This is a genomic window from Sphaerisporangium aureirubrum (assembly GCF_042658925.1).
GTDB lineage: Bacteria > Actinomycetota > Actinomycetes > Streptosporangiales > Streptosporangiaceae > Sphaerisporangium > Sphaerisporangium aureirubrum.
Map to the genome: position 1 here is coordinate 24,068 of NZ_JBHSRF010000070.1, position 25,093 is coordinate 49,160.

Below are 25,093 nucleotides of genomic sequence, written 5' to 3' on the forward strand. Positions count from 1 at the left end.
CACCCGCGGGGCGTTTCGTTGTCCTAGGAGGGCCGGTTCGTTGTACGAGGATGTAACAGTTTGTAGTCCGGCGTAACACGAAGTTTCCCCTCCGAGCCGTATGGTGGGCATGGTCGTCGGCACATCAGGAGAGTTCGTGCTGTATCGCATCACAAAGATCATCAGCAGCCCGTTCCTGCGGCTGCTGTGGCGACCCGAGATCACGGGCGCCGAACACGTCCCGATGACGGGGGCGGCGCTGCTCGCGTCCAACCACCTGTCCATCCTGGACTCGGTGTTCCTCCCGCTGATGCTGCCGAGGCAGGTGACCTTCGTCGCCAAGTCCGAATACTTCACCGGCAACCGGCTGATGGCCATGTACATGCGCGGCACCGGCCAGGTCGCCATCGACCGGCAGAGCGCCACCGCCGCCCAGACCATGCTGGACACCGCGCTCGGGGTGCTGAAGGCCGGGGACCTGTTCGGCATCTACCCCGAGGGCACCCGCTCCCCCGACGGCCGCCTCTACCGCGGCAAGATCGGTGTGGCCTGGCTGGCGCTCAGCTCGGGCGTACCCGTGATCCCCGTCGCGATGGTCAACACCGACCGCGTCCTGCCACCCGGCGCCTCTGTCCCCCGGCTGGCCAAGATCGGTGTCCGCATCGGCGAGCCCATGCGCTTCACCGGCGACCCTGCCCGCGCCAGAGACCGCCGCGTGGTCACCGACCAGGTGATGGAGGCCATCCGCCACCTGTCCGGCCAGGAGTACGTCCCCGCGTACGCGGCCAGCGTCAAGGAACGCGGCGAACAAGCCGCCTGACGCGACCCTCTAAACGTCACACCCCTGAGCCGGCCGCCTGACGCAACCCTCTCGGCGTCACACCCCTGAGCCGGCCGCCTAACGCAACCCTCTCGGCGTCACACGCCTGAGCCGGCCGCCTGACCGGACCTCTCCGGGGGACCCGGCGGACGGCCGGGCGGGACCGCGCTAGGCTCGGGGCGACGCCGAGACACCCGGGGGAACGCGTGCCGCGCGGCCGTACCATCGTGATCATCTCGATCTCCGCCGTCCTGGTGGCGGGGGCCGCCGCGGGCGGCGCCTACTACGTCCTGCACACCAGGGGCAGCGCGGGCGAGACCGCCGCCCACTTCACCACCGCGTGGGCCAAGGGCGACCTCCCCGCCATGCGGGCCGATCTCGCCGCGCCCGCGCCGGGGTTCGACACCGCCTACACCCGCCTGGCCAAGGACATCGGCGCCCAGCGCACCGCCGTCCGCCTCGGCGCGGTCACCCCCGCCGGGGACGGCCGCGCCAAGGCCGCCTACACCGCCACCCTCACGCTGAAGGACCTCGGCGACTGGACCTACACCGGCTCGCTCGACCTGGTCGTCAAGGACCGCCACTGGAAGGTCGCCTGGACACCCCGCGCGGTCCACCCCGCGCTGGACGGCCAGGCCCACCTGGCGCTGAAGACCCGCTGGCCCGGCCGCGCCGCCGTCCAGGACTCCACCGGCGCGCGGATCGACCACGGCGACGTCGGCGGGTCGGTGCAGCAACTCGTCGGATACCTGGACAAGGCGACCGCCAAGGACGTCACCCGGCTCGGCTCGGCGTACAAACGCGGGGACGCCGTCGGGCGCGGCGGGCTGCAGGAGGCGTTCCAGGAGAAGCTGGCCGGCGTGCCCACCACCGAGATCCAGGTCACCGGGGCCGCGGGAAAGGCCGCCACCACCGTCAAGACCATCGAGGGCTCCCCCGGCACCGACGTGCGCACCAGCCTGGACCCACGGGCCCAGGCGGCCGCCGTCATCGCCGTGGACGGCGTGGACAAGCCGACGTCCCTGGTGGCCATCCGGCCCTCCAGCGGCGAGATCCTCGCCGTGGTCAACAACCGGGGCGGCTTCAACCGCGCCCTGGACGGCCGCTACCCGCCCGGGTCCACCTTCAAGACCATCACCGCTGCGGCGCTGCTCGCCGAGGGCCTCACCCCCGGGCAGCGGGTCACCTGCCCGAAGACGGTGAACATCGGCGGCCTGCCGATCCGCAACTCCGAGCACGAGTCGTTCGGCTCGCTGTCCTTCCTGGACTCCTACGCGCACTCCTGCAACACCACCTTCGCCCCGCTCGCCGCCCAGCACCTCGGGGACGGCAAGCTGGAGGAGTTCGCCGGGAAGCTCGGGTTCAACCAGCCGCTCGGCATCGGCGTGCCCGCCCAGCGGGGCAGCATGCCCAAGCACACCAGCGAGGCCGACCTCGCCGCCGAGTCGTTCGGCCAGGGCCGCATCACCGCCAGCCCGCTGGTGATGGCCACGGTCGCCGCCGCCGTCGCCGACGGCACCTGGCGCCCGCCGACCCTGGTACCCGGCCTGAAGCAGAAGACCGAGCCCTGGGCCCTGCCCGGGGACATCGCGCGCGACCTGCGCACGATGATGGCCGCCGTCGTCACCAAGGGCACCGCCAAGTCCGCCGGCCTGCCCGCGGGCACCGCCGGCAAGACCGGCACCGCCGAGTACGGCACCGGCCCCAAACTGGACTCCCACGCCTGGTTCATCGGCTACCGCGGCGACGTCGCCTTCGCCGTGATCGTCGAAGGCGGCGGCGGTGGCGGCAAGGTAGCCGCCCCCATCGCCGCCCGCTTCCTCCGCGCCCTCTCCTAACATCCCCCACCCGCACACCCCCGGCCAGACCGCGGCAAACAGCCCACCCACGACCACCAACACCCCCCACCACCTCCAACTCCACCCGCCCTCCGCCGCCGCCCCCCAACGACCAGCCACACCCGCCATCTCCAGGTCCGCCGCCATCTGCCGGCCCTCCGAACAACCGGCCGAACCCGCCGCCTCCGGACTCGCCGCCATCTGCCGCCGTCCCCGATCAGCCGGTCGGCCGAGACGCGCGGTCACACCGGGAGTCCGCCTGACGCGCACCCGGGCGGACCTGCGATCCGTGGCGGACCGTGGCCGTCCCGGAATTGTCGGTGGCGGATGAGAACCTCCTTTCGAACACACGAGCGAGGGGGTTCTCATGAGCAAGGTGATCTCGACGGACGGCACCGCCATCGCGTTCGAGCGGCTCGGTGACGGGCCGCCGGTGGTCGTGGTGGGAGGTGCCCTGTGCGACCAGGCCTCCACCCGTCCGACGGCCGAGGCCCTGGCCTGGCACTTCACCGTCCTCAACTACGACCGCCGCGGCCGGGGCGACAGCGGGGACACCACGCCGTACGCGGTCGAGCGCGAGATCGAAGACCTCGCGGCCCTGATCGACGAGGCGGGCGGCGCGGCCTCGGTGTACGGCCACTCCTCCGGAGCGGGGCTCGCCCTGCGGGCGGCGGCGCACGGCCTGCCGGTCACCCGCCTGGTGCTGCACGAGCCGCCCTACAACCCCGACGACGACCACCTCCGCCGCGAGGCCCGCCAGTGGGCCGAGACGATCACCGCCCTGCTCGATGCGGGCAGGCGCGACGACGCGGTGCAGTCGTTCATGGCGCTGACCGGCGTGCCGCGCACTGAGATCCGCCACATGCGGGCCGAGCCATGGTGGCCCGCCATGGAGGCCAGGGCCCACACCCTGCGTTACGACTCGGAGGTGATGGGCGACACCGAGGGCGGCACGCTACCCCCCGGCCTACCCGGCCGCGTGCCGGTGCCCACCCTCGTACTGTCCGGCGGGACGAGCCCGCCATGGATGATCGACACCAACCGCCGCCTCGCCGAAGCGCTGCCCCGCGGCCGGCACCAGGTGATGGCAGGCGAAGAACACGTGGTGCCACCCGAGGTTCTCGTCCCCGTCCTGGTCGAGTTCCTCACCGGCCGGTGAAGCGGGGATGTCACAGAGCAGCAAGGGCGGCGACATCGCGCCCGAACACCATGAGCCTCCTCACCGGCCGACGAGGTGGCGATGTCACGCAGAAGGAAGGGCGGCGGCATCGCGCCCGAACACCATGAGCTTCCTCACCGGCCAGCGAGGCGGGGATGTCATGCAGGAGGAAGGGCGGCGACGTGCCCGACACCGTGATCAGCTTTCTCACCGGCCAGCGAGGCAGGGATGTCATACAGGTGGAAGGGCGGCGGCGTGCCTGAATACCATGATCGGCTTTCTCGCCGGCTGGGGCGGAACGTCACAAAGGAAGGGCGGCGGCGTCGTGCCTGAATACCATGATCAGCAATGTGGTGATCAACGTGGCTATCAGCAACCAGCTCACCAGGATGATCACCGTGGAGCGTCCCATCCGTCTGCGGGCCTTCGGCGCCTTGGGCGGCCGAGGCGCCCTCTTGCGCCTCCCGGTGACCTCCCGGCCCGCCCGCTCGTTGAAGGACTCAAGCCGTGCCGCAAGTCGCGGATCGTCATCGCTGAGGTAGCGCTCGATCTGTGCGAGCATCCGCTCCTCGTCCTGCGACCAAGGCATGCTGCGCCTCCCGGCAACGCAAGGTTTGTGCCGAGCTTTCTGCCCACCATGAAGATCTTTAGCCTTTTCCGGAGATTCTTTTTACCCCCCGCTTACTCCTCCCACGAGCCATCCCCGACGCCCTCGCCCCCCATCCGCATAACCCCGCATCGCCGCCCCCACCGAGTCCGCCCAGGCACCTGGCCCCTACTGGCCCCCCGCACCCCCCGCCCCACCCGAGGGCTCGGCGCCGGCGGGCGGCACGGCCGGGAGGTAGCTGTGGAGGGCCGCGGAAGCGGCGAGGCGCCGGAGGCTGCGCAGACGGAGGTCGTGTTCCCGGCGGGCCAGTTCGGCGCGAACACGCTCGGGGCTGCCGGTGGAGCGCAGTTCATCCAGGACCGCGCGGACGATGGGCAGCGGATAGCCACCGCGGCGGAGCAGGGCCACCACCCGGGCCTCACGCTGCGCGGCCTCGTCGTACACGCGATAACCGGTGATCCGCTCCCGCGCCGGCCGCAACAGACCGCGCTCCTCCCACAGCCGCAACGCAGAAGTCCGCACCCCGGCCATAGCCGCCACCTCACCAATCCGCACCTCCCGCCCCCGCACCTCCCGCCCGCCCCCCTCCCTCCCCCGCCCCTCACGTCCCCTGCTCTCCCACTCCCGCGCCTCCCTCCCCCGCGCCTCGTGCCCCTGGGCCTCACGTCCGCTGCCCTCCCACTGACGCGCCTCGTGCCCCTGCGCATCCCGCCCACGGGCCTCACCTCCGCTGCCCGCCAGCCCGCCGGCCTCCCTCCCCCGCGCCTCGTGCCCCTGGGCCTCACGTCCGCTGCCCTCCCGCTCCTGGGCCTTCTGTCCCCGGGTCTCTCGCGCTTCGGTCTCCCGCCGTCCTTGGGGTTCCTGGTTCCAGGGCTCTCGTGCGCGGGGCTGGCCGCGGCGGCGGGAGGTGGTGGCGATGGTGGGGTGGGTGACGAGGGTTTCGAAGGCGCCTAGGACCTGGGCGATCTCGGCGCGCTCGTGGTCCAGTTCGGCGTGGCCGCGGTCCAGTTCGGCGAGGGCCGTGTCGAGGTCGCCCTCGTGCACGGCGCGCATGATCACCCGGGTGCGTCCCCAGCCGTGGCCATCAGCCATGCGCCGGGCGACGGTCAGGGCCCTGGCGTGCTCCTCGGTGAAGATCCGGTAGCCGCTCGGCGTGCGACGCACGGGGGGCAGCACGCCCTGGTCGACGTAATTGCGCACCTGCTGCACCGAGATCCCCGCCGCGCGGGCCAGCTCGCTGGCTCGCCATCGTCTCCCGGCCGCGCCGTCCCGTCCGTCGCCGGAGTCCGTCCCGGGGAGCTGCGCACCAAGCATGAGGTGAGCGTAGTGGTTCTCACGTCATTTGAGACTTTAGCCCTCGATATCGGCTAGTCAGACAGCCCACGCTCGGCAAAGTCTCTATGAGGACATCAATGAAAGAATTGAAGCATCGCCGGTCGTTCCGGCGATGCCCTCCCCCCATCATGCGAAGGGTCGCGATGATGCATTTTCCGGCCGGGTTCCCCCGGGCCGTCCCCCCGTTTCCCTCACCGGCGCCGGCCACCACCGTGGACGGAGCGGGCCGATGACGGGCGAGTGGCTGGCCGCGGACAGCCATGACGTGATCCAGGTCCGCGGGGCCCGGGAGAACAACCTCACGGGCATCTCCCTCGACATACCCAAACGCCGGTTCACCGTGTTCACCGGGCTCTCCGGGTCCGGGAAGTCGTCACTGGTGTTCGGCACCATCGCCGCCGAGTCCCAGCGGCTGATCAACGAGACCTACACGGCGTTCGTGCAGTCGTTCATGCCGAGCCTCGGCCGCCCGGACGTCGACGCGCTGCACAACCTCAGCGCGGCCATCGTGGTGGACCAGGAGCGCATGGGCGCCAACTCCCGCTCCACGGTGGGCACCGCGACCGACGCCTACACCATGCTGCGGATCATCTACAGCCGCCTCGGCACCCCGCACGTCGGCACCTCCACCGCCTTCAGCTTCAACACGGCCGACGGCATGTGCCCGGCCTGCGAGGGCCTCGGCGAGGTGTCCGACATCGACGTGCACCAGCTGGTGGACGTCGGCAGGTCGCTCAACGACGGCGCGGTCACCGTGCCGGGCTTCGACGTGGGCGGGTGGTACTGGCAGGTCCTTGCCTCGTCGGGGTTCTTCGACCCCGCCGCCAAGCTGAGCGACCTCACGCCCGCCGAGTGGGACGCCCTGATGTACAAACCGGCCACCTCGGTCAAGGTGGGCGGTTCGACCATGACCTACGAGGGCCTCGTGGTCAAGGTGCGGCGGCTCCTCCTGTCCAAGGACCGCGACTCGATGCGGCCACAGGCCCGCGCCTTCGTGGACAAGGCCGTGGCCTTCGCCACCTGCCCGGACTGCAAGGGCGCCCGGCTCAACGCCGCGGCGCTGTCGTCCACCATCCGGGGCCGCAACATCGCCGAGTGCTCGGCCATGCAGATCAACGAGCTGGCCCGCTTCGTCGGCGACCTGGACGAGCCGTCCGCGGCGCCGCTGCTCGCCACCCTGCGCGGCACGCTGGACAACCTGGTCGAGATCGGCCTCGGCTACCTCAGCCTGGACCGCCCCTCTCTCACCTTGTCCGGCGGCGAGTCCCAGCGGGTCAAGATGGTCCGCCACCTCGGCTCCAGCCTCACCGACGTCACCTACGTCTTCGACGAGCCGACCGCCGGGCTGCACCCGCACGACGTCCAGCGCATGAACACACTGCTGCGGTTGCTGCGGGACAAGGGCAACACGCTTCTGGTCGTCGAGCACAAACCCGAGGTCATCGCCATCGCCGACCACGTGGTCGACCTCGGGCCCGGCGCGGGGCCCGCCGGCGGGCAGGTCTGCTACACCGGGGACGTGGCCGGGTTGCGGCGCTCGGACACCCTGACCGGCCGTTACCTGGACCATCGGGTCACTCTGCGGGAAAAGTTCCGCGAGCCTCGCGGCCACCTGTCCATCACCGGCGCCACCCTGCACAACCTCAAGGACGTGAGCGTCGAGATCCCTCTCGGGGTGCTGACCGTGGTCACCGGGGTCGCGGGGTCGGGCAAGAGCTCGCTGATCCACGGCTCGCTACCCCGGTTCGACGGAGTGGTGGTGGCCGACCAGTCCCCCATCCGCGGCTCGCGCCGCAGCAACCCGGCCACCTACACCGGCCTGCTCGACCCGATCCGCACCGCCTTCGCCAAGGCCAACGGCGTCAAGCCTTCGTTGTTCAGCGCCAACTCCGAAGGCGCCTGCCCCGGGTGCAAGGGTCTCGGTCTGGTGTACACCGACCTGGCGATGATGGCCGGGGTGGCATCGGTGTGCGAGGAGTGCGAGGGCAAGCGGTTCACCCCCCAGGTGCTCACCCACACCTTGAACGGCAAGAACATCAGCGAGGTCCTGCTGATGTCGGTGACCGAGGCGCGCGAGTTCTTCTCCTCCGGCCCCGCCCGCGTCATCCTGAACCGCCTGGCCGACGTGGGCCTCGGCTACCTCAGCCTCGGCCAGCCCCTGACCACCCTGTCCGGCGGCGAACGGCAGCGGCTCAAACTCGCCATCCACATGGCGGAGAAGTCCGCCATCTACGTACTGGACGAGCCCACCACCGGCCTGCACCTCGCCGACGTGGACCGCCTGCTGGCCCTCCTGGACCGGTTGGTCGACACCGGCAACACGGTCATCGTCATCGAACACCACCAGGCCGTGATGTCCCACGCGGACTGGATCATCGACATGGGCCCCGGCGCCGGCCAGGACGGCGGCCAAGTGATCTTCACCGGCACCCCCGCCGCCCTGATCGCGGAAGCCGACTCCCTGACCGCCCAGCACCTACGCCTGTACCTAGCCCCCGACCCAGTCCTAGCCAACCGGTAACCCGCCCGCTTTACTGGCCGAAGTAACCATATGGGTGGTTCCATGCGAGCTGGGTATTTAATGCCGATGACGCCACCATTCACCGCATTAAGCGACTCATCAGCACCCCAGGAGCCACCCATGGCAGGAACCCCAAAGAAATCCACCAAGGCCACCGGCAAAGCCAAGAAAGCCGCCATAAAAGCCAACCGCACCATAAAACAAACCAAACACAAGGAAGACGACCGCCACCCCACCCCCCGCCCCACTCCCGAATAACCCCCTCCCAGCCCACCACCCACCATCCACACCAAAGCGGCACAACCCTGCCCGGGCAGCGAAGAGCCGCCCGGGCACATCAAGCCGAGGGCATAGGGCACGGGCGAGACGGGGTGCCTGATTGAGGTGGAGGGTGGGGAGTGGTTGGGTTTGGGGGGGTGGGGGTGGATTGGGGAGGGGGGTGGGCTCGACTCGGTGGGCTTGGGTGCCTGATCATTGGAGTTTCCGGGCTGAACGTGAGGGTGGATGTCCGCTTATCTTCGGTTTCCTACGATCTTCGGGCAGGTGGTGGTGTTCGCCGCCGAAGACGACCTTTGGATGGTGTCCGACGAAGGAGGGCGGGCCTTTCGGCTGACTGCCGGTGTGGCCGAGGCGACGTATCCTCGGTTCTCTCCTGATGGGGGGCTGCTGGCCTTCGTGGGGCGGGAGGAGGGGCCTGAAGAGGTCTATCTCATGCCTGCGGACGGAGGAGCGGGGCGGCGGCTGACTTATGACGGGGCCATGTGCACGGTCACGGCGTGGTCGCCGGACGGGGCGGTGATCTACGCCAGCGACGCCCGTGAGCCGTTCGACCGCCGCAAGTGGCTGCACCGCGTCACACCGGACGGCGTGGCGGAGCGGCTGCCGCACGGGCCGGCCAACACGATCTCCTACGGGCCGGGCGGCGCCGTCGTGCTCGGCCGCAACACCGCCGACCCCGCCCGCTGGAAGCGCTACCGCGGCGGCACCATGGGCGACCTGTGGATCGACCGGGAGGGCGACGGCGAGTTCGCCCGCCTCATCACCCTGGCGGGCAACCTCGCCTCGCCGTGCTGGGTGGGCGAGCGCATCTACTTCCTGTCCGACCACGAGGGCATCGGCAACGTCTACTCCTGCACCCCGGCGGGCGCGGAGCTGCGGCGGCACACCGACCACACCGACTACTACGCCCGCAACCTGTCCAGCGACGGCACGCGCCTGGTGTACCACGCGGCGGCCGAGCTCTACGTGCTCGACCCCGCCGACGGCGAGTCCCGCCACCTCGACGTACGGCTCGCCAGCTCGCGCACCCAGCGCAACCGCCGGTTCGCCTCCGCCGCCCGCTACCTCGACAGCGCCAGGCTCACCCCCGACGGCAGCGGCCTCGCCGTCACCACCCGCGGCAAGGCGTACTCGTTCGGCAACTGGGAGGGCCCGGTCCGCCAGCACGGCGAGCCCGACGGCGTCCGGTACCGCCTGCTCAGCTGGCTGCCCGGCCGCGAACGGCTCATCGCCGCGGCCAGCGACGAGAGCGACCGCGAGGTCCTGGTGGTGCTGTCCGCGGACGGCAGCACCGAACCGGTCCGCCTCACCGGCCTGGACACCGGCCGCGCCATCCAGCTGGAGGTCGCACCCGGCACCGGCACCGACCGGATCGCGGTGACCAACCACCGCAACGAGCTGCTCGTCATCGAGCTCCCCGACGAAGACGGCGAGCCCCCCACCCTCACCGTCGCCGACCACAGCCGCTACGCCGCCGTCGCCGACCCCACCTGGTCCCCGGACGGCGACTGGCTGGCGTACACCTACCCCGAGTCCCCCCAGACCACGGCGATCAAGGTCTTCCAGGTCGCCACCGGCGAGACCCACCGCGTCACCCGCCCCGTGCTGCGCGACACCATGCCGGCCTTCGACCCCGAGGGACGCTACCTCTACTTCATCGGCGAACGGATCTTCAACCCCGTCTACGACTCAATGCAGTTCGACCTGGGCTTCCCCCTCGGCACCCGCCCGTTCGCCGTGGCGCTGCGCGACGACGTCGGCTCGCCGTTCGTCCCCGAGCCGCGGCCGCTGACCGGCGACGACACCGCCAAGGGCCCCCGCCGCACCACCGAGCCCTCCGCCGCGGACCCCGGCGAGGACGACACGGAGAACACCACCGCCGCGGAAGTCCCCGAAGAGGACGGCGATGACGACGACGAGGGGCTGCGCATCGACCTGGACGGCATCGAGCGCCGCGTCGTCGCCTTCCCCGTGCCGGAGGGCCGCTACCACCGGGTCGCCGGCCTGAAGGACAAGGTGCTCTTCACCGTCTACCCCGTCGCCGGCAGCCGCGGCGACGAGTACGCCGACCCGGTCTCCGGCAGCCTTCAGGCGTACGACCTGCGCAAACAGAAGCTCGACACGCTGACCGGCGACGTCGGCGACTTCCGGGTCGGCGAGGACGGCACCACCCTGCTCTACCGGTCCGGACGGCGGCTGCGCGTGATCAGGGCCGGGGACACGCCCCCCGACGACGACTCCACCACCCGTGCCGCCGGGTGGATCGACCTGCAGCGGATCAAGGTCTCGGTGCTCCCGGAGGCCGAGTGGCGGCAGATGTTCCGTGAGGCGTGGCGGCTCCAGCGCGAGCACTTCTGGGTGGAGGACATGGCCGGCGTCGACTGGGACGGCGTGTACGAGCGCTACCTCCCGCTGGTCGACAAGGTCACCACCCGCGGCGAGTTCTCCGACCTGCTGTGGGAGCTGCAGGGCGAGCTCGGCACCTCGCACGCCTACGAGAGCGGCGGCGAGTACCGCGAGGGCCCGCACTACTGGCAGGGCCTGCTCGGGGTCGACTGGGCGTACGAGGACGGCGCGCACACCATCGCCCGCATCGTCGGCGGCGACCACTGGGACCCCGAGGCCACCTCCCCGCTCAACCGGCCCGGCCTGGACGTACGGCCCGGCGACGTGGTGATCGCCGTCAACGGCCGCCCCGCCGACACCCCCGCGGGCCCGGCCCGCCTGCTGGTCAACCAGGCCGACCAGGAGGTCGAGCTGACCGTCAGGCGCGGCGACGCCCCGCCCCGCCGGATCACGGTGAAGGCCATCTCCGACGAGCAGCCGGGCCGCTACCGCGACTGGGTGGAGACCAACCGCGCACGCACCCACGAACGCACCGGCGGCCGGGTCGGCTACCTGCACATCCCGGACATGGGACCGCAGGGCTACGCGGAGTTCCACCGGGGCTTCCTCGCCGAGTACGACCGCGAGGGCCTGGTGGTGGACGTCCGGTACAACGGCGGCGGGCACGTGTCCGGGCTGCTGCTGCAGAAGCTGGCCCGGCGCCGGCTCGGCTACGGCTTCCCGCGCTGGGGGTCGCCGGATCCGTACCCGGCGGAGGCGCCGCGCGGGCCGATGGTGGCGGTCACCAACGAACTGGCCGGCTCGGACGGCGACATCTTCAGCCACACGTTCAAGCTGCTCGGCCTGGGCCCGCTGGTCGGCAAGCGCACCTGGGGCGGCGTCATCGGCATCTGGCCCCGGCACCGGCTGGCCGACGGCACGGTGACCACCCAGCCGGAGTTCTCGTTCGCCTTCGACGACGTGGGCTGGCGGGTGGAGAACTACGGCACCGACCCCGACGTCGAGGTGGACATCACCCCGCAGGAGTACGCCCGCGGGGTGGACAGCCAGCTGGAACGGGCCATCGACATCGTCCTCGCGATCCTGGTGGAGCGTCCGCCGCACACGCCGAACCCCGCCGACCGTCCCCGGCTCGGTGCCCCGCCGTTGCCACCTCGGGGGTGATCGGCCGAGCCGCCGCCTTTACATTGTAGATTCACAGGAGCCTGGCGGCCCGGGTCACCGGATGGCGGGCTGCTGCGCGATCGCGTCCTGTGTGGGCAGCCCCGCCTCCGGGGTCGCCGGCGGCGGCGTCACCGGCTGCTCCTCGGGGGTCTGCTGCTCGGTGGGGGTCGGCTCGGGCTTGGGCTGGGCCAGCGGCTCCTGCTCGCGGGCCACCGGCGACCGGTCGAAGGGGAACCCCGACCTGAACGTGGCCTGGGCCAGGGCCCGCTGGCCGTCCGCGTTGGGGTGGAAGAAGTCCCACTTGCTCACGTGGTCCAGCGTGAAGGGGTAGGAGAACACCGCTCCCCCGTCGTACCTGCACCCGGGCCCGTACGCCGCGCACGCCGCGGCCATCTGCGCGTTGTACTCCAGCACCCGGTCACGCACCCGCTCCCGGCGAGCCTGGTCCTTCTTGGCGTCGGACCCGGCGTTGGCCAGCATCGACGGGCAGATGCGGCCGATCGCCCAGAACGACTTGGCGACGACGTTGTCCTTGCCGATGCGCCACAGGCGCTTGAGGTCGGGGACGCTGGCGGCGAACACCTTCGCCCCGGTCGGCGCGAGCACCGCGAACGCCTTGTCGATCCGGGCACGGTAGGTCGCGACCGGGGTCATCTTGGACTCGCTGGGCATGCACGCGTCCTGCGCGCCGATCAGCATGGTGACGTACCCCGCCTTGGCCGCCACCGCCCGCTGCGCCTGGCCCGCCACGTCGGCGCTGGTGGACCCGGGGACGGCGAAGTTGAGGTTGTGCCCCTTGATGGCGGGTCCGAGCGAGAGCAGCCGCAGGTAGTGGCTGTTGACCCCGGGGTGGTCGCCGGCGGACCAGGACCGCGAGGTGCACGAGACGTACCAGCCGCAGGCGTTGAACCCCGAGCTGATCGAGTCCCCGAGCGCGACCATCACCGCCGGGACCGGATCGGCCGCCACCGCCGCCGCCGTCCCCGGGATCCCGACCACCACCGCGCCGAGCACGAACGCGATCCTTTTGACCATGAGGACCTCCACCTGGGACGTGATCCGATCCCGGAAGAGATCGAGAGAACGAGCACCAAAGGTAGAGATCCGCGACCACCTGCTCTATTACCTCTGAGGAAGGCGTTGCTACCGTTGACCAAGTTCCTATCGCGGCTTGACATGCCAAGACGCCTGTGCAGCCCCGCGTGGCGTGACATCACCCTCCGCGAGCGCCGTTGTGAGAGGCGCCCCCGATGTCGAACGCGTTCAGTTTCCGCATAAGGTGGGCAAGGTGAGTGTCGCGCTCGGGATAACCCGCCCCCCGCTGGTTCGCACCATTCCCGTTCACGACCCGGAGGACCTGGTCGCCCACCTGCCGCAGGCCCCGCCGTACGCCTGGATCCACCAGGGGGACGGCCTGGTCGGCTGGGGTGAGGCAGCCAGGGTCACGGTGCCGCCGGGCGCGGGACGCTTCGACTGGGCCCGCCGCTGGCTGGCACGCGTGTTCGGCGCCACCCGCGTGGACGACGACGTGCTGGTCCCCGGGTCGGGGCCGGTCGCGTTCGGCTCGTTCACCTTCGACCCGGCCGCCGCCGGGTCGGTGCTCGTCGTCCCCCGCATCGTGCTCGGCCGCCGCGACGGCCAGGCGTGGCTGACCACGGTCGGCGACCCGCCGATCGACCTGATGACGCCCGCCACCCCGCCCGGCCGCGTGCGGTACGCCGACGGCTCGCGCACCGCCCCGGAATGGGAGCACGCGGTGGCCCGCGCGGTCGGCGAGATCCGGTCGGGACGGCTGGAGAAGGTCGTGCTCGCCCGCGACCTGCTCGCCACCACCGAGCGGGACATCGACGTGCGCGTGCTGCTGGACCGGCTGGCCCGCACCTACCCCGAGTGCTACACCTTCTCCTGCGCAGGCCTGGTCGGCGCCACCCCCGAGCTGCTGGTCCGGCACACCGGCAAGTCGATCGAGTCCCTGGTGCTCGCCGGCACGACCTACCGCGGCGCCACCCCCGCCGAGGACAAGGAGCGCGGGGCCGCCCTGTTCGACTCCGGCAAGGACCGCCACGAACACGTCTGCGCCGTGGCGTCCGTCCGCGACGCCCTCGCCCCCCTCTGCGACGAGCTCACCGTCCCCGACGAGCCCGAGCTCCTGGTGCTCCCCAACGTCCAGCACCTGGCCAGCCGCGTCCACGGCCGCCTCGCCGACGGCGCCTCCGTCCTCGACGTCGTGGCCGCCATGCACCCCACCGCCGCCGTGGGCGGCACCCCCACCGACGTGGCGCTCGACGTGATCCGCGAGCTGGAAGGCATGAACCGCGCCCGTTACGCGGGCCCGGTGGGCTGGATCGACTCCCGCGGCGACGGCGAATGGGGCATAGCCCTCCGCTGCGCCCAGATCGACGGCCCCACCGCCCGCCTGTTCGCCGGCTGCGGCATCATGGGCCGCTCCGACCCCGCCGCCGAACTCACCGAGGCCCAGGCCAAGTTCCGCGTCATGCGCCAGGCCCTGGAAGGCTGAAACCGGCTCCCGGCCCTCGCACGGAACGGCCGCGCGGTGACCCCCTTCCACGGGACGTACGGGTGGCTCAGCCGATGGGCCGCCCGTTCCCCCGCTCCCCCCGCGGTGCGACGGGGGCGGTGCAGAAGGCACGCAGGAAGGTGTCCACGCCCGCGACGGCGACCTTCTCCAGCTGCTTGGGGTCCGGCGGGCGGGTGCCGGACATGCCGAGCGCCGGCAGTTCCTCGTACACCAGGGCGATGAACTGGTTGGCGGCGCGCACGGGGTCCTCGACGCGCAGGTGGCCGGCGTTGGCGAGGCGGGCCAGCCGGCCGGCCAGGGCCTCGACGAACTGGTCGGGGCCGCTGGCGCGCACGGCGTCGAACAGGTCGGGGAAGCGCACGGCCTCGGCGTACAGCAGCCGGCGCACGGCCTGGGACTGCTCGTCGCAGTAGCAGGCGACCAGCTTGTGGGCGACGTCCTCGAGCCCGGGGCGCAGCTTCCCGGCCTCGCTCGGGAAGGACTCCAGCACTTCCAGCGCCTTGCCGTTGGACCGGGCCGCGGTCTCGGTCATCACATACCGGAACAGGTTCTCCTTGGAGCCGAGATGGTTGTAGATGGTCGGCTTGGCCACCCCGGCCTCGGCGGCGATCATGTCCAGGCTGGCCTGCGTGTAGCCCACCCGCGCGAACACCCGCAGCGCCGCCTCGACGATGGCCCGGCGCTTGTCCAGCCGCCCCCGCTCGGCGGGGGCCGCGGTCGTCTTCTCGGTCTCGCCGGCGCTCATACGGCCATGCTACCGTCCCACCCAGGCATATGAACTACTCAGTTCAATTTCATTGATTGTCTGGTTCAAAGGAGTTGCCATGTCCGACACGATCGCGGAGCGGGGCGGGCCCGCCCGGCTCGACGCGGCGCTGCTCACGCTGATCGGCGTGATGGTGCTCGGCGGGATGATGTCCTACCTGGACGCGACCATCGTCAACGTCGGGATCAGCACGCTCGGCGGCGAGTTCGACGCCACCCTGTCCACCATCGAGTGGGTGACCACCGGCTACCTGCTGGCGGTCGCGCTGGCCATCCCGCTCGCCGGGTGGGCGACCCTGCGCTTCGGCGCCAAGCGCATGTGGCTTATCGGCCTGACGGTGTTCCTGGTCGGCTCCACCCTGTCCGCGTTCGCCTGGAACGCCGGGAGCCTGATCGCGTTCCGCGTCCTGCAGGGCTTCGGCGGCGGCATGGTGGACCCGATCATGCTGACCGTGGTCGCGGGCGCGGCGGGCCCGCGGCGCGTCGCCCGGGTCATGGGCCTGGTCTCCGTCCCGATCACGCTCGGCCCGGTAGTGGGCCCCGTCGTCGGCGGCCTGATCCTGGAGAACCTGTCCTGGCAGTGGATGTTCCTGGTCAACATCCCCTTCGCGCTCGCCGCGATCGTCCTGGCGATCGTCGTGCTCCCCGCCGACCCGCCGGGCGGCGGGCGGTCCGCGCCGATCGACTGGCTGGGCGTCTGCCTGCTGTCCCCCGGGTTCGCGGCCCTCGTCTACGCCCTGTCGCGGGCGGGCGCGGACGGCTTCGGCAGCGGCGGCGTGATCGCCGGGCTGGCCGCCGGCGTGCTGCTGCTCGCGGGGTACGTCATCCACGCGCTGCGCACCGCCAGGACGCCCCTGCTCGACCTGCGCCTGTTCCGCAGCAAGGGCTTCAGCGCCGGCGTCACCACGATGTTCCTGGTCGGCGGCGGCCTGTTCTCGCTGCTGTTCCTGCTGCCGCTGTACTACCAGCAGGTGCACGGGCACTCGGTGCTGGAGTCCGGCCTGCTGCTCGCGCCGCTCGGCCTCGGCACGCTGATCGGCATGCCGGTGGCCGGGAACCTGGCCGACAGGTTCGGCGCGCGGCGGCTCGTCCCGGCAGGCGCGGCGCTCATCGCCCTCGGCACCCTGGTGTTCACCGGGTCGGGCGCGGGCACCTCCCAGGTGGCGCTCACCGCCGCCCAGCTCGCCGCCGGTTTCGGCCTGGGCCTGGTCGGCGCGCCGACCATGGGCTCGGTGTACCGCACTGTTCCCGGAGACGCGGTGGCGGGCGCCACCGGGGCGGTGTTCATCCTCAACCAGATCGGCGCCTCGCTCGGCATCGCCGTCGTCGCGCTGATCCTGCAGGGCGGCGGCGCGCATGCCACCCCCACCCCCGAGTCGTTCGGCGACGCCTTCCGGTGGCCGTTCGCCGCGGCGCTCGTGGTGTTCGCCGCCGGGCTGCTGCTGCCCGGCAGACCGCGTCCGTGACCGATCCGAGGACGGTGCCGGTACAGCGCGACGCAGGTGACCACGGGTATCCCGATCAGGCCCAGGGACGCCAGTACCCACAAATAGCCGGGAGCGTCGTACACGGCGCCCTTCCCTTGCCGAGAATCCTCAGGCCGTACAAGCCAGCTTGTTCACTGTGCCGGAAAGGGCTGTAGCGGCCATGCTCCGTCAATGGATTTGTCCTGATTCTGCGAACGCCAGTACTCGTTGAGCCCTGTAGCCCATTGCCGGGCCCAGTCCGTCTGCCGCCTGTGCAATTCCGCCAGAGACAACTCGCCGATCTCGGCGGGGTACCGCTTGGCGAGCCGCCAGGCGAGGCGCGCCGCGGCGAGCGCGTCCTGGGTGGCGTCGTGGGCGGCGTCGTGCCGCACCTTGTAGTACCGGCACGTCTCCTCCAGGGTGCGCTTGCCCTTTCTGCGGTCCAGTGCCCGGTCGATGACGTGCGGGTCGACGACCGGCCCGGCGACGGTGAGTCCCGCTCCGAGGTGCCTGCGCAGCTCGCGGTCGAGCACGGTCAGGTCGTAGACGACGTTGAAGCCGATCACCGGGGTGCCCGCGGCCCATGCCCGGGCGAGACGGCCCGCGACCTCGCGCAGGGCCACGGCCGGTTCGACGCCCTGTGCGCGGGCCATCTCGTCGGTGATGCCGTGCACGGCGGTCGCGGCGGCGGGGATCTCGACGCCGGGGTCGACCAGCAGGCGGACGGTGTCGGCCGGTCTGCCGTCGCCGACGAGGACAAGGGTGGCGGTGACGATCCTGGCGCTGTCCCGGGCCGCACCGGTCGTCTCGATGTCGAATCCGCAAAGGCGCCCGTCGGCCCAGATCACGGCGCCACCACGACACCGGAGGAGCCCTTCTCCGTCGCCGGTGGGTCACCTTGGTGGACGCGTCGTAAAGCACTCATGCCGACGCATTATTTCAAGATCTCCGCCGTCCCGCGCCTCAATAGCCTATTTTTCCATTGATTCCGAAAATCAGCCGACGGCTGCTTCAAAACCGGGCCATTAGAATAATTCGCCCATTTCCGGCGGCGGCTCACCGCCGCCGGAGGGGACACCCGGAGCGTCAGCGCAGGGCAGGGTCGGAGGTCACCGGGGCGTCCCAGTCGATCACGTAGCGCTGCTCCTGGGCCATGGTCTTCTCCGGGTTCATGGCGATCTTCATGAAGAGGGGCACCAGGATCGGCATCAGGGCTCTGGCGACGGGACCGGGGGCCTTGGCGTGGTTGATCCGGGCGGCGCGGGCGGCGACCTTCTCCACGCGGGAGCGGCGCAGGCGGTCGAAGGTGGCGAAGGCGGAGGGGACGTCGGGGAGGTCGCGGAGGCAGCGGGCCAGCTGGACCGCGCTCTCCAGCGCCAGGGAGGCACCCTGTCCCGAGCTGTTGGAGGGGGCGTGGGCCGAGTCGCCGACCAGCACCATGCGAGCGCTGTGCCAGTGGCGGAGGCTCGGCATGATGTGGAGGGATCCCGTCACCTGCAGCTCATCGGGGTCGCTGGTCAGCAGCAGGTCGCGGCCGGGGGTGTCGCCGGCGAAGGTGGCGCGCAGTTCCCGCATCCACTCGGACGACGGGACGGCTCGGGCCTCGGTGAGCGTCATGGGGCGTTCCTGCGGGAGGTTGACGCCCCAGCGGGTGCCGCCGCCGGGCTCGGGCCAGTACAGGTAGTAGCCGCCCCTGCCGAAGGCGAAGGTCATCGTGCCGGGCTCGGCGCCGGTCTCGTGCCGGGCGACCGCCTCGAAGCCGAGGAGGCCGGTGGGACGGGGGCCTGCGGCCTCGGGGTCGATGAGCCTGCGTACGGTCGATCGGATGCCGTCCGCGCCGACGAGGATGTCGGCCGTGGCGGAGCCGCCGTCGGCGAACCGGGCGGTGACGCCGGTCTCGGTCTCCCGCGCGTCGACCAGGCGCTTGCCGTACTCGACGGCCACGCCGCCGGCGACGGCCCCGTCGTGCAGGACGCGGTAGAGGCCGCTGCGCGGGACCACCTGCAACGGCGGCACGTCGGCCAGGCCGGGGAGGGGCACGCGCTTGGAGCCCATGGCGAGGACGGTCCGGCTGATCGGGGTGGCGATCGCGCGCACGGCCTCGTCCAGGCCGAGGACGCCCAGGGCCGCGAGGCCGTTCGGCGCGAGCGCGATGGTGCCGCCGAGGCCGTCGGCCGGGTCGGGGTAGGCCTCGTGGACGGTGACCTCGACGCCCGCCTTGCGCAGCGCCAGTGCGGCCACCGGACCGGCGATGCCGCCGCCGGCGACGATCGCCGTCTTGACCATGGTCATGATGGTTCTCCCTTGGTGATCAGATCTTGTGGTGATCGAACCGACCTGGGAGGGAACCCGGTTATCCTCAGGTTGCCGCCTCGTGCCGAGCGCCTTCCCAGGTGCGGTTCGAGGTAAGGGCCCCGGCGCGGTGTTGGCGCACCGAGCCGGGGCCGTTTCGTCATTCCGTGGCGCTGGTCCTCTCGGCGAGTTCGGCCAGCTCCGCCGGTATCACGCCGGTCTCGTGCGCGGTCCGCCACATGTCCAGCCCCGGATAGATGCCCGAGGTCAGCTCGGCGAGCAGCGAGCGGATCCAGGCGGCTTCGGCCTCCTGGACGGCGATGTCGTACTCCATCTCCACCAGGAACAGTCGCGGCACGGTCCGCAGGTGCTCGGCGAGCGTGTCGCGCTCGGCCGCTATGTCGTCCTCCATGCGGTCCAGCCGCTGCCGCAGCAGCCGCGTGGCCTCGTCCGGATGCAGGACGGCGATCACCGACAGTCCGGCGCGGAAGCGCGGACGCTCCCGCATGGGGGTCGAGACCAGCTCACGCGCCCAGTCCACCAGCTCGTCCCGGCCGGAGCCGGTGATGCGGTAGACGGTGCGCTCGGGCCGCCGGCCTTCGCGGATGCTCTCGACGGCCTCGATCAGCCCGTGCTTGTCCATGTTGCGGACGACCGTGTAGAGAGATCCCCATTTGATCTCGATGTCCTGGTCTTTGCCCCAGCCACGCAGCGCAGCGGCGATCTCGTAGGGATGCATGGGCTGCTGGACGAGGACGGACAACACGGCGAGCGCCAGCAGATTGCCGACCTTGCGCTGCTTCGCCATGTCGCCTCGCTTCAATTTGTCTGCGATTACTTGTCTGCGAGTATACGCAGACGAATATGCGCGACACAAGAGGCCGATTCGAGGGCACCTGTCAGTCCGGCGGCGCGGCCGAGCCTCGTCGACGCCCAGGACCGCCGCCACGCCTTCGGCGACCTCGGGCCGGTCCCCGGTCAGCATGACCACTCGTTCGATGCCGGCCCTGCGCAGGCGGCGCAGTACCCGGGCGGCATCCGTGGCCAGCAGGTCGAACGCCAAGCCCGCGTTGACCACGCCGCGTCCCGTTCCACCACCCCGTCGGTCGGCACCAGCTCTCCGGCCGCGACGAGCAGCCGGTCACCCCGCCGGACCAGCGCGACGTCCACGACCTGCGGCGTGCCGTCCTGGTAGCGGCGGGCCGTGCGGGGCGCCCGCTCGTACAACGCGGTCAGGTCGCGGCGGGCCCGACGCAGCGCGTAGTCCTCCAGGAACCGCCCCCCGGCGACCAGCCTGCTCCGCCACGGTGAGGCGGCCGGTGGTCAGCGTGCCCGTCTTGTCGGTGGCGATGACGGTCGTGGTGCCCAGCGTGTCGATGGCGTGCGGACGGCGGACGATGACGCCCCGCGGTGGGCGTTCGCGCGCATGGTTTCACCGCGTCCAGGTCCAGTCGCGGATGTCGGGCATGTCCTCACCGTGGTCCCGGGTGTGGGCGCGGGCGCGGAGCCGGGCGTCGGTCATCTGCTGGCGCAGGTGGGCCGTGGTGACGGCGAGGCCGGGGACGCGGTCGATGACGTCCATGACCAGGTGGTAGCGGTCGATGTCGTTGAGCATGGCCATGTCGAAGGGGGTGGTGGTGGTGCCTTCCTCCTTGTAGCCGCGGACGTGGATGTTGTGGTGGCCGTGGCGGCGGTAGGTGAGGCGGTGGATCAGCCAGGGGTAGCCGTGGAAGTTGAAGATGACGGGTTTGTCCGTGGTGAACAGGGCGTCGAACTCGGCGTCGCTCATGCCGTGCGGGTGCTCGGTGGAAGGCTGGAGCCGCATCAGGTCGACCACGTTGACCACGCGTACCTTCAGCGCGGGCAGGTGCTCGCGCAGCAGGTCCACCGCGGCCAGGGTCTCCAGGGTGGGGACGTCGCCGGCGCAGGCCATGACGACGTCGGGCTCGGCGCCCTGGTCGTTGGAGGCCCAGTCGATGATGCCCAGGCCCCGGGTGCAGTGGACGACGGCCTGGTCGATGGGGAACAGGTCGATGACGGGCTGCTTGCCGGCGACGATCACGTTGACGTAGTCACGGGAGCGCAGGCAGTGGTCGGCCACCGACAGCAGGGTGTTGGCGTCCGGCGGCAGGTAGACCCGCACCACCGAGGCCTTCTTGTTGACGACCACGTCCAGGAAGCCTGGGTCCTGGTGGCTGAAACCGTTGTGGTCCTGCCGCCACACGTGCGAGGACAACAGGTAGTTCAGTGAGGCGACCGGCCGCCGCCAGGCGATCTCGCGTGCGGTGTCCAGCCATTTGGCGTGCTGGTTGAACATCGCGTCGACGATGTGGATGAACGCCTCGTAGCAGTTGAACAGGCCGTGCCGCCCGGTGAGCAGGTAGCCCTCCAGCCAGCCCTGGCACAGGTGCTCGCTGAGTACCTCCATGACCCGCCCGCCGGCGGCCAGGTGCTGGTCGGTGGGCAGGATCCGGGCGTGCCAGGCCCGTGCGGTGACCTCGAACAGCGCCGACAGGCGGTTGGAGTCGGTCTCGTCGGGCCCCATGACCCGGAAGTTGTGCGGGTTGGCCGCGACCACGTCGCGCAGGAACCGGCCGAGGACACGGGTGGGCTCGGTGGTGGCCGTGCCCGGCGCGCCGACCTCGACGGCGTGCTCGCGGAAGTCGGGCAGGGCGAGCGGGCGCAGCAGCGTGCCGCCGTTGGCGTGAGGGCTGGCGCTCATCCGCAGGTCACCCGCAGGAACCGTCTGCAGGATCTCCTGGACGGGACGGCCGTCGGCGTCGAACAGTTCATCGGGGCGGTAGGAGCGCATCCACTGCTCCAGCATCGCCAGGTGCGCCGGGTTCTCCCTGACGGTCGCCAGCGGCACCTGGTGGGAACGCCACGTGCCCTCCACGGGCAGGCCGTCGACCTCCTTCGGGCCGGTCCAGCCCTTGGGGGTACGCAGCACGATCATCGGAAGACGGTCCGTCTGGCCGTGCTTGTAGGCGTCGATCTCGCCGAACACCGTGTCGAGCGTCTGGGCCATCAGCGGATGCATCACCGCCGGGTCGTCTCCCTCGACCAGATGCGGGCGGTAGCCGTAGCCCTCCATCAGCTTGATCAGGTCCTCGGACGGGATCCGGGCCAGGACCGCCGGATTGGCGATCTTGTAGCCGTTCAGATGCAGGATCGGCAGCACCACACCGTCGCGCCGCGGATCCAGGAACTTGTTGGAATGCCAGCTGGCGGCCAGCGGGCCGGTCTCGGCCTCCCCGTCACCGACGACGCACGCCACCACCAGATCAGGGTTGTCGAACGCCGCCCCGTAGGCATGGGCCAGCGAGTAACCCAGCTCGCCGCCCTCATGGATCGACCCCGGCGTCTCGGGCGCCACATGACTGGGAATGCCACCGGGAAACGAGAACCGCCGGAACAGCCGCCGCATCCCCGCCTCGTCCTGAGACACCTCGGGGTAGACCTCGCTGTAGGAACCCTCCAGCCACGAATGCGCGACCGCCGCCGGCCCGCCGTGCCCCGGCCCGGCGATGTAGATCATGTCCTGCCCACGCTCACCGATGACACGGTTCAGATGCGCGAAACAGAAGTTCAGCCCCGGAGTCGTCCCCCAGTGGCCCAGCAGACGCGGCTTGATGTGCTCGGGCGTCAACGGCTCGGCGAGCAGCGGGTTGCCGAGCAGGTAGATCTGACCGACGGCGAGATAATTGGCGGCCCGCCAATAGGCGTCGACGCGCTCCAAGGTGTCCATACTGTGATCTTCGCCGATCGCCCGGGGATCCGGGAGGGACCAACGTCCCGACGGCGTGGGCCGAACGGGCCCGGACTCCTCTGGACGATTGACGGGCTCGTCAGTTCTCGTCGAGGACGTCGGCGATCGGGCGCCGTACTCCCCGGCTCTCGGCGGACGTGTAGCCGAGGCGCAGGATCATCTGCGGGTACTCACCGCCGCAGAGCTCCTGGCGGATGAACTCGCGCAGGTGGTACGGCTCCAGGGCCTGGGTGTGGAACGCGGCGCTGACCCCGTGCGCGGTGGCGTGCAACAGGACGCGCTGCAGCGCCTGGCCGGCGGCGATCCAGGCGGGGCGGTCGTCGGCCCGAGTCGTGAGCAGGGCGACGACTCCCGTCGTGGTCTCGCCGCGCCGGTCCTCGCCGGTGCCCCAGGCGTGGCCGTGGGCGTAGTCGCGCTGCGCGAAGTGCGGGGAGGTGCGGCGCGGCTCCCTGGGGTAGGCCTCGGCGGGCACGCCGTCGCCGTGACGGCTGCCGGGCGGGCGGCCCCAGCGCACCGATTCGAGGGTGAAGGCCCGGTCCCCCGCCTGGACCTCCTGGGCCGCCGCGGTGAGCGCCGCGAGCGTGCGGACCACCGCGTCCGAACCGGCGGGTGTCAGCCGCGCGCCCTCGGCCTCGGCCTGCCCGGCCAGCGCCTCCAGCAGGTCCTCGGGCACCGGCTCCGGGGCGAACCCCGCGCGGTGCGTGCGGCGGCGGGTGATCTGCGCGTTCATGATCTCGGCGTGCTCGTCCGGGCCGAGCGCCTCGCCCGCCCTGATCGTGGCCAGGACGGCGGGCCGGTCGGGATCGGGCAGCACGGCCACCACCGGCCGGTGCCCGAGGGCCCGCAGGGCCGTCCTGACGGTGAACACGGCGGCGCCGCAACTGAGGAGCATCTCCCGGCCGCCCGGGTCACAGGCGCGCGACCGCCGTTCGTCGTCGGCGCGCACCCGGATCTCGTCCCCCTCGATGACGAAGGACCAGGGCTGGCTGTTGTGCACGGACGGCGCCCAGACGGCGGCCTCCACCACGCTCTGCAGTCGATGCGTCATACGTCCAGTCAAACACCAGGTCAACAAGGATGTTCAGGGACCTACGGCCTTGTCCTGGGGGACGTTGGTAAGCCGCTCGCGGAACACCCAGTAGGTCCATCCCCGGTGGAGCAGCACCACCGGGGCCGTCCCGGGCCAGGAACGGCAGGAGAACGCCGACACCGAAGCCGAAGCCTTCCAGGAACCGGACACCGGGCGTGGCCTGCTCGAACGCGTACCTCGGCGCTTCGTCCTCTCCCATGGCACTACGCGGGCTCTCCACCTCCCAGGGCCGAAGGTCCCATCGGGCGATGTCCATCGGCCGTGCCGGGCCGGGGCTCCGCCTTGAGACTGTGGGCAGGGAGACGAGGAAAGGACGATCCGATGACTGAGACCACGAACGTGACCGGTGGCGCGCTCCACGAGCTCGGCGAGGAGGAGTGCCTGCGCCTGATATCCCCCGGAGGCGTCGGCCGGGTGGCCTTCAACGGCTCCCACGGGCCGACCGTCCTGCCGGTGAACTACCGCGTCGTCGACGGCGCGATCGTGTTCCGCACCCGGGCGGGTGGCGCCATGGACAACGATCTGCGGACAGGATCCGAGAAGGTGGAGATCAAGATCGCCTTCGAGGTGGACGAGATCGACCCCGTCCGGCACGAGGGGTGGAGCGTGCTGGTGCAAGGCCCCTTCCACCACGTCACCGGCGACGAGGCGCCCGGCACGACCGCCCCGCAGGTCCAGCCGTGGGCCGGCGGCGAACGCGACCACTACGTCCGCGTCACCCCGTGGCGGGTGACCGGCCGCCGCGTCCAGAACCTGTGAGCCCTGGTCTCCGCCGGCGAAAGGCCAGGGACCTTGGCCTCTATCAGGGATGGGGCGAGGGAACGTAGATTCGGCGGCATGATTCGCGTTTTCCTGCTGGATGATCACGAGGTGGTGCGTCGTGGTGTCGCGGCGTTGCTGAACGGTGAGGACGACATCGAGGTGATCGGTGAGGCCGGGACGGCCGAGTCGGCGGTCGCGCGTATCACGGCGTTGCGGCCGGACGTGGCGGTGCTGGACGTGCGGCTGCCCGACGGCAACGGGGTGGAGGTGTGCCGTGAGGTGCGGTCGCGGCTGCCGGAGCTGGCGTGCCTGATGCTCACCTCCTACGCCGACGACGACGCGCTGTTCGACGCGGTCATGGC

Annotated in this window: 21 protein-coding genes; 10 read left to right on the forward strand and 11 right to left on the reverse strand. The window is 71.2% G+C overall.

The window, feature by feature from the left end; genetic code table 11:
* The first annotated feature begins 136 nt into the window (after positions 1-136).
* The 3 genes from ACFP1K_RS32045 to ACFP1K_RS32055 all read left to right on the forward strand — a co-directional run bounded on the left by ACFP1K_RS32045 (position 137) and on the right by ACFP1K_RS32055 (position 3,796).
* Entirely contained in the window at positions 137-799 is a 663-nt protein-coding gene (locus ACFP1K_RS32045; RefSeq protein ID WP_380760385.1) for a lysophospholipid acyltransferase family protein, read from the forward strand.
* A gap of 206 nt (positions 800-1,005) precedes the next feature.
* Positions 1,006-2,637, forward strand: a complete 1,632-nt coding sequence (locus ACFP1K_RS32050) for a penicillin-binding transpeptidase domain-containing protein (protein ID WP_380760387.1) — start codon at positions 1,006-1,008, stop codon at positions 2,635-2,637.
* Positions 2,638-3,004: 367 nt separating this feature from the next.
* Positions 3,005-3,796 carry an alpha/beta fold hydrolase gene (locus tag ACFP1K_RS32055; RefSeq protein ID WP_380760389.1) on the forward strand — a complete coding sequence of 264 codons (792 nt, stop codon included), beginning with the start codon at positions 3,005-3,007 and terminating at the stop codon, positions 3,794-3,796.
* Between the two features lie 301 nt (positions 3,797-4,097).
* Here the strand turns inward: ACFP1K_RS32055 and ACFP1K_RS32060 are convergent, their stop codons facing one another.
* Together ACFP1K_RS32060 and ACFP1K_RS32065 are read right to left on the reverse strand one after the other, a co-directional pair.
* A complete protein-coding gene (locus tag ACFP1K_RS32060; RefSeq protein WP_380760391.1) occupies positions 4,098-4,385 on the reverse strand; it encodes a DUF3040 domain-containing protein in 288 nt (95 codons plus the stop codon).
* A gap of 186 nt (positions 4,386-4,571) precedes the next feature.
* A complete protein-coding gene (locus ACFP1K_RS32065; RefSeq protein WP_380760393.1) occupies positions 4,572-5,717 on the reverse strand; it encodes a MerR family transcriptional regulator in 1,146 nt (381 codons plus the stop codon).
* A 250-nt stretch (positions 5,718-5,967) separates the two neighbouring features.
* Between ACFP1K_RS32065 and ACFP1K_RS32070 the strand changes: the two genes are divergently transcribed.
* The 3 genes from ACFP1K_RS32070 (at position 5,968) to ACFP1K_RS32080 (ending at position 12,048) form a co-directional block, all read left to right on the forward strand.
* A complete protein-coding gene (locus ACFP1K_RS32070; protein WP_380760395.1) occupies positions 5,968-8,259 on the forward strand; it encodes an ATP-binding cassette domain-containing protein in 2,292 nt (763 codons plus the stop codon).
* 120 nt (positions 8,260-8,379) lie between these two features.
* A complete protein-coding gene (locus ACFP1K_RS32075) occupies positions 8,380-8,517 on the forward strand; it encodes a hypothetical protein (protein WP_380760397.1) in 138 nt (45 codons plus the stop codon).
* Positions 8,518-8,763: 246 nt separating this feature from the next.
* The gene (locus ACFP1K_RS32080) at positions 8,764-12,048 is read left to right on the forward strand and encodes a S41 family peptidase (protein ID WP_380760400.1); all 3,285 of its coding nucleotides are present in this window, start codon (positions 8,764-8,766) and stop codon (positions 12,046-12,048) included.
* A 54-nt stretch (positions 12,049-12,102) separates the two neighbouring features.
* On the opposite strand, the gene ACFP1K_RS32085 is transcribed toward ACFP1K_RS32080, so the two are convergent.
* On the reverse strand, positions 12,103-13,083 hold the full coding sequence (locus ACFP1K_RS32085) for an SGNH/GDSL hydrolase family protein (protein ID WP_380760402.1): 981 nt from the start codon (positions 13,081-13,083) through the stop codon (positions 12,103-12,105).
* Between the two features lie 253 nt (positions 13,084-13,336).
* On the opposite strand from ACFP1K_RS32085, the gene ACFP1K_RS32090 reads away from it, so the two are divergent.
* The gene (locus ACFP1K_RS32090; RefSeq protein ID WP_380760404.1) at positions 13,337-14,566 is read left to right on the forward strand and encodes an isochorismate synthase; all 1,230 of its coding nucleotides are present in this window, start codon (positions 13,337-13,339) and stop codon (positions 14,564-14,566) included.
* A 67-nt stretch (positions 14,567-14,633) separates the two neighbouring features.
* On the opposite strand, the gene ACFP1K_RS32095 is transcribed toward ACFP1K_RS32090, so the two are convergent.
* Entirely contained in the window at positions 14,634-15,332 is a 699-nt protein-coding gene (locus ACFP1K_RS32095; RefSeq protein ID WP_380760407.1) for a TetR/AcrR family transcriptional regulator, read from the reverse strand.
* A 79-nt stretch (positions 15,333-15,411) separates the two neighbouring features.
* Here ACFP1K_RS32095 and ACFP1K_RS32100 point away from each other — a divergent pair, with 79 nt between their 5' ends.
* On the forward strand, positions 15,412-16,818 hold the full coding sequence (locus tag ACFP1K_RS32100; protein ID WP_380760410.1) for a DHA2 family efflux MFS transporter permease subunit: 1,407 nt from the start codon (positions 15,412-15,414) through the stop codon (positions 16,816-16,818).
* Between the two features lie 152 nt (positions 16,819-16,970).
* On the opposite strand, the gene ACFP1K_RS32105 is transcribed toward ACFP1K_RS32100, so the two are convergent.
* The 7 genes from ACFP1K_RS32105 to ACFP1K_RS32135 all read right to left on the reverse strand — a co-directional run bounded on the left by ACFP1K_RS32105 (position 16,971) and on the right by ACFP1K_RS32135 (position 24,119).
* Positions 16,971-17,666, reverse strand: coding sequence for an exonuclease domain-containing protein (locus tag ACFP1K_RS32105; RefSeq protein WP_380760412.1), 696 nt, complete (start codon positions 17,664-17,666; stop codon positions 16,971-16,973).
* A gap of 238 nt (positions 17,667-17,904) precedes the next feature.
* Complete coding sequence (locus tag ACFP1K_RS32110; RefSeq protein WP_380760414.1) at positions 17,905-19,110, reverse strand: FAD-dependent oxidoreductase; 1,206 nt, start codon at positions 19,108-19,110, stop codon at positions 17,905-17,907.
* Between the two features lie 160 nt (positions 19,111-19,270).
* A complete protein-coding gene (locus ACFP1K_RS32115; RefSeq protein WP_380760416.1) occupies positions 19,271-19,918 on the reverse strand; it encodes a PadR family transcriptional regulator in 648 nt (215 codons plus the stop codon).
* Between the two features lie 170 nt (positions 19,919-20,088).
* Positions 20,089-20,337, reverse strand: coding sequence for a P-type ATPase (locus ACFP1K_RS32120; RefSeq protein ID WP_380760418.1), 249 nt, complete (start codon positions 20,335-20,337; stop codon positions 20,089-20,091).
* A gap of 205 nt (positions 20,338-20,542) precedes the next feature.
* Positions 20,543-22,858 (reverse strand): phosphoketolase family protein, encoded by a 2,316-nt coding sequence (locus ACFP1K_RS32125; protein WP_380760420.1) that lies wholly within the window; start codon positions 22,856-22,858, stop codon positions 20,543-20,545.
* Positions 22,859-22,958: 100 nt separating this feature from the next.
* Positions 22,959-23,927, reverse strand: coding sequence for an Acg family FMN-binding oxidoreductase (locus ACFP1K_RS32130; RefSeq protein WP_380760422.1), 969 nt, complete (start codon positions 23,925-23,927; stop codon positions 22,959-22,961).
* A gap of 33 nt (positions 23,928-23,960) precedes the next feature.
* Entirely contained in the window at positions 23,961-24,119 is a 159-nt protein-coding gene (locus ACFP1K_RS32135; RefSeq protein WP_380760424.1) for a hypothetical protein, read from the reverse strand.
* Between the two features lie 171 nt (positions 24,120-24,290).
* Here ACFP1K_RS32135 and ACFP1K_RS32140 point away from each other — a divergent pair, with 171 nt between their 5' ends.
* Entirely contained in the window at positions 24,291-24,728 is a 438-nt protein-coding gene (locus ACFP1K_RS32140; protein ID WP_380760426.1) for a pyridoxamine 5'-phosphate oxidase family protein, read from the forward strand.
* Between the two features lie 78 nt (positions 24,729-24,806).
* Positions 24,807-25,093, forward strand: a 287-nt coding sequence (locus ACFP1K_RS32145) for a response regulator (protein WP_380760429.1), incomplete at its 3' end; no start/stop codon positions are given.

Coding starts and splice junctions, on each gene's coding strand:
- ACFP1K_RS32055 (WP_380760389.1), top strand. CDS start 3,005: ATGAGCAAGGTGATCTCGACGGACGGCACCGCCATCGCGTTCGAGCGG.
- ACFP1K_RS32060 (WP_380760391.1), bottom strand. CDS start 4,385: ATGCCTTGGTCGCAGGACGAGGAGCGGATGCTCGCACAGATCGAGCGC.
- ACFP1K_RS32065 (WP_380760393.1), bottom strand. CDS start 5,717: ATGCTTGGTGCGCAGCTCCCCGGGACGGACTCCGGCGACGGACGGGAC.
- ACFP1K_RS32070 (WP_380760395.1), top strand. CDS start 5,968: ATGACGGGCGAGTGGCTGGCCGCGGACAGCCATGACGTGATCCAGGTC.
- ACFP1K_RS32075 (WP_380760397.1), top strand. CDS start 8,380: ATGGCAGGAACCCCAAAGAAATCCACCAAGGCCACCGGCAAAGCCAAG.
- ACFP1K_RS32080 (WP_380760400.1), top strand. CDS start 8,764: ATGTCCGCTTATCTTCGGTTTCCTACGATCTTCGGGCAGGTGGTGGTG.
- ACFP1K_RS32085 (WP_380760402.1), bottom strand. CDS start 13,083: ATGGTCAAAAGGATCGCGTTCGTGCTCGGCGCGGTGGTGGTCGGGATC.
- ACFP1K_RS32095 (WP_380760407.1), bottom strand. CDS start 15,332: ATGAGCGCCGGCGAGACCGAGAAGACGACCGCGGCCCCCGCCGAGCGG.
- ACFP1K_RS32100 (WP_380760410.1), top strand. CDS start 15,412: ATGTCCGACACGATCGCGGAGCGGGGCGGGCCCGCCCGGCTCGACGCG.
- ACFP1K_RS32110 (WP_380760414.1), bottom strand. CDS start 19,110: ATGACCATGGTCAAGACGGCGATCGTCGCCGGCGGCGGCATCGCCGGT.
- ACFP1K_RS32115 (WP_380760416.1), bottom strand. CDS start 19,918: ATGGCGAAGCAGCGCAAGGTCGGCAATCTGCTGGCGCTCGCCGTGTTG.
- ACFP1K_RS32125 (WP_380760420.1), bottom strand. CDS start 22,858: ATGGACACCTTGGAGCGCGTCGACGCCTATTGGCGGGCCGCCAATTAT.
- ACFP1K_RS32130 (WP_380760422.1), bottom strand. CDS start 23,927: ATGACGCATCGACTGCAGAGCGTGGTGGAGGCCGCCGTCTGGGCGCCG.
- ACFP1K_RS32140 (WP_380760426.1), top strand. CDS start 24,291: ATGACTGAGACCACGAACGTGACCGGTGGCGCGCTCCACGAGCTCGGC.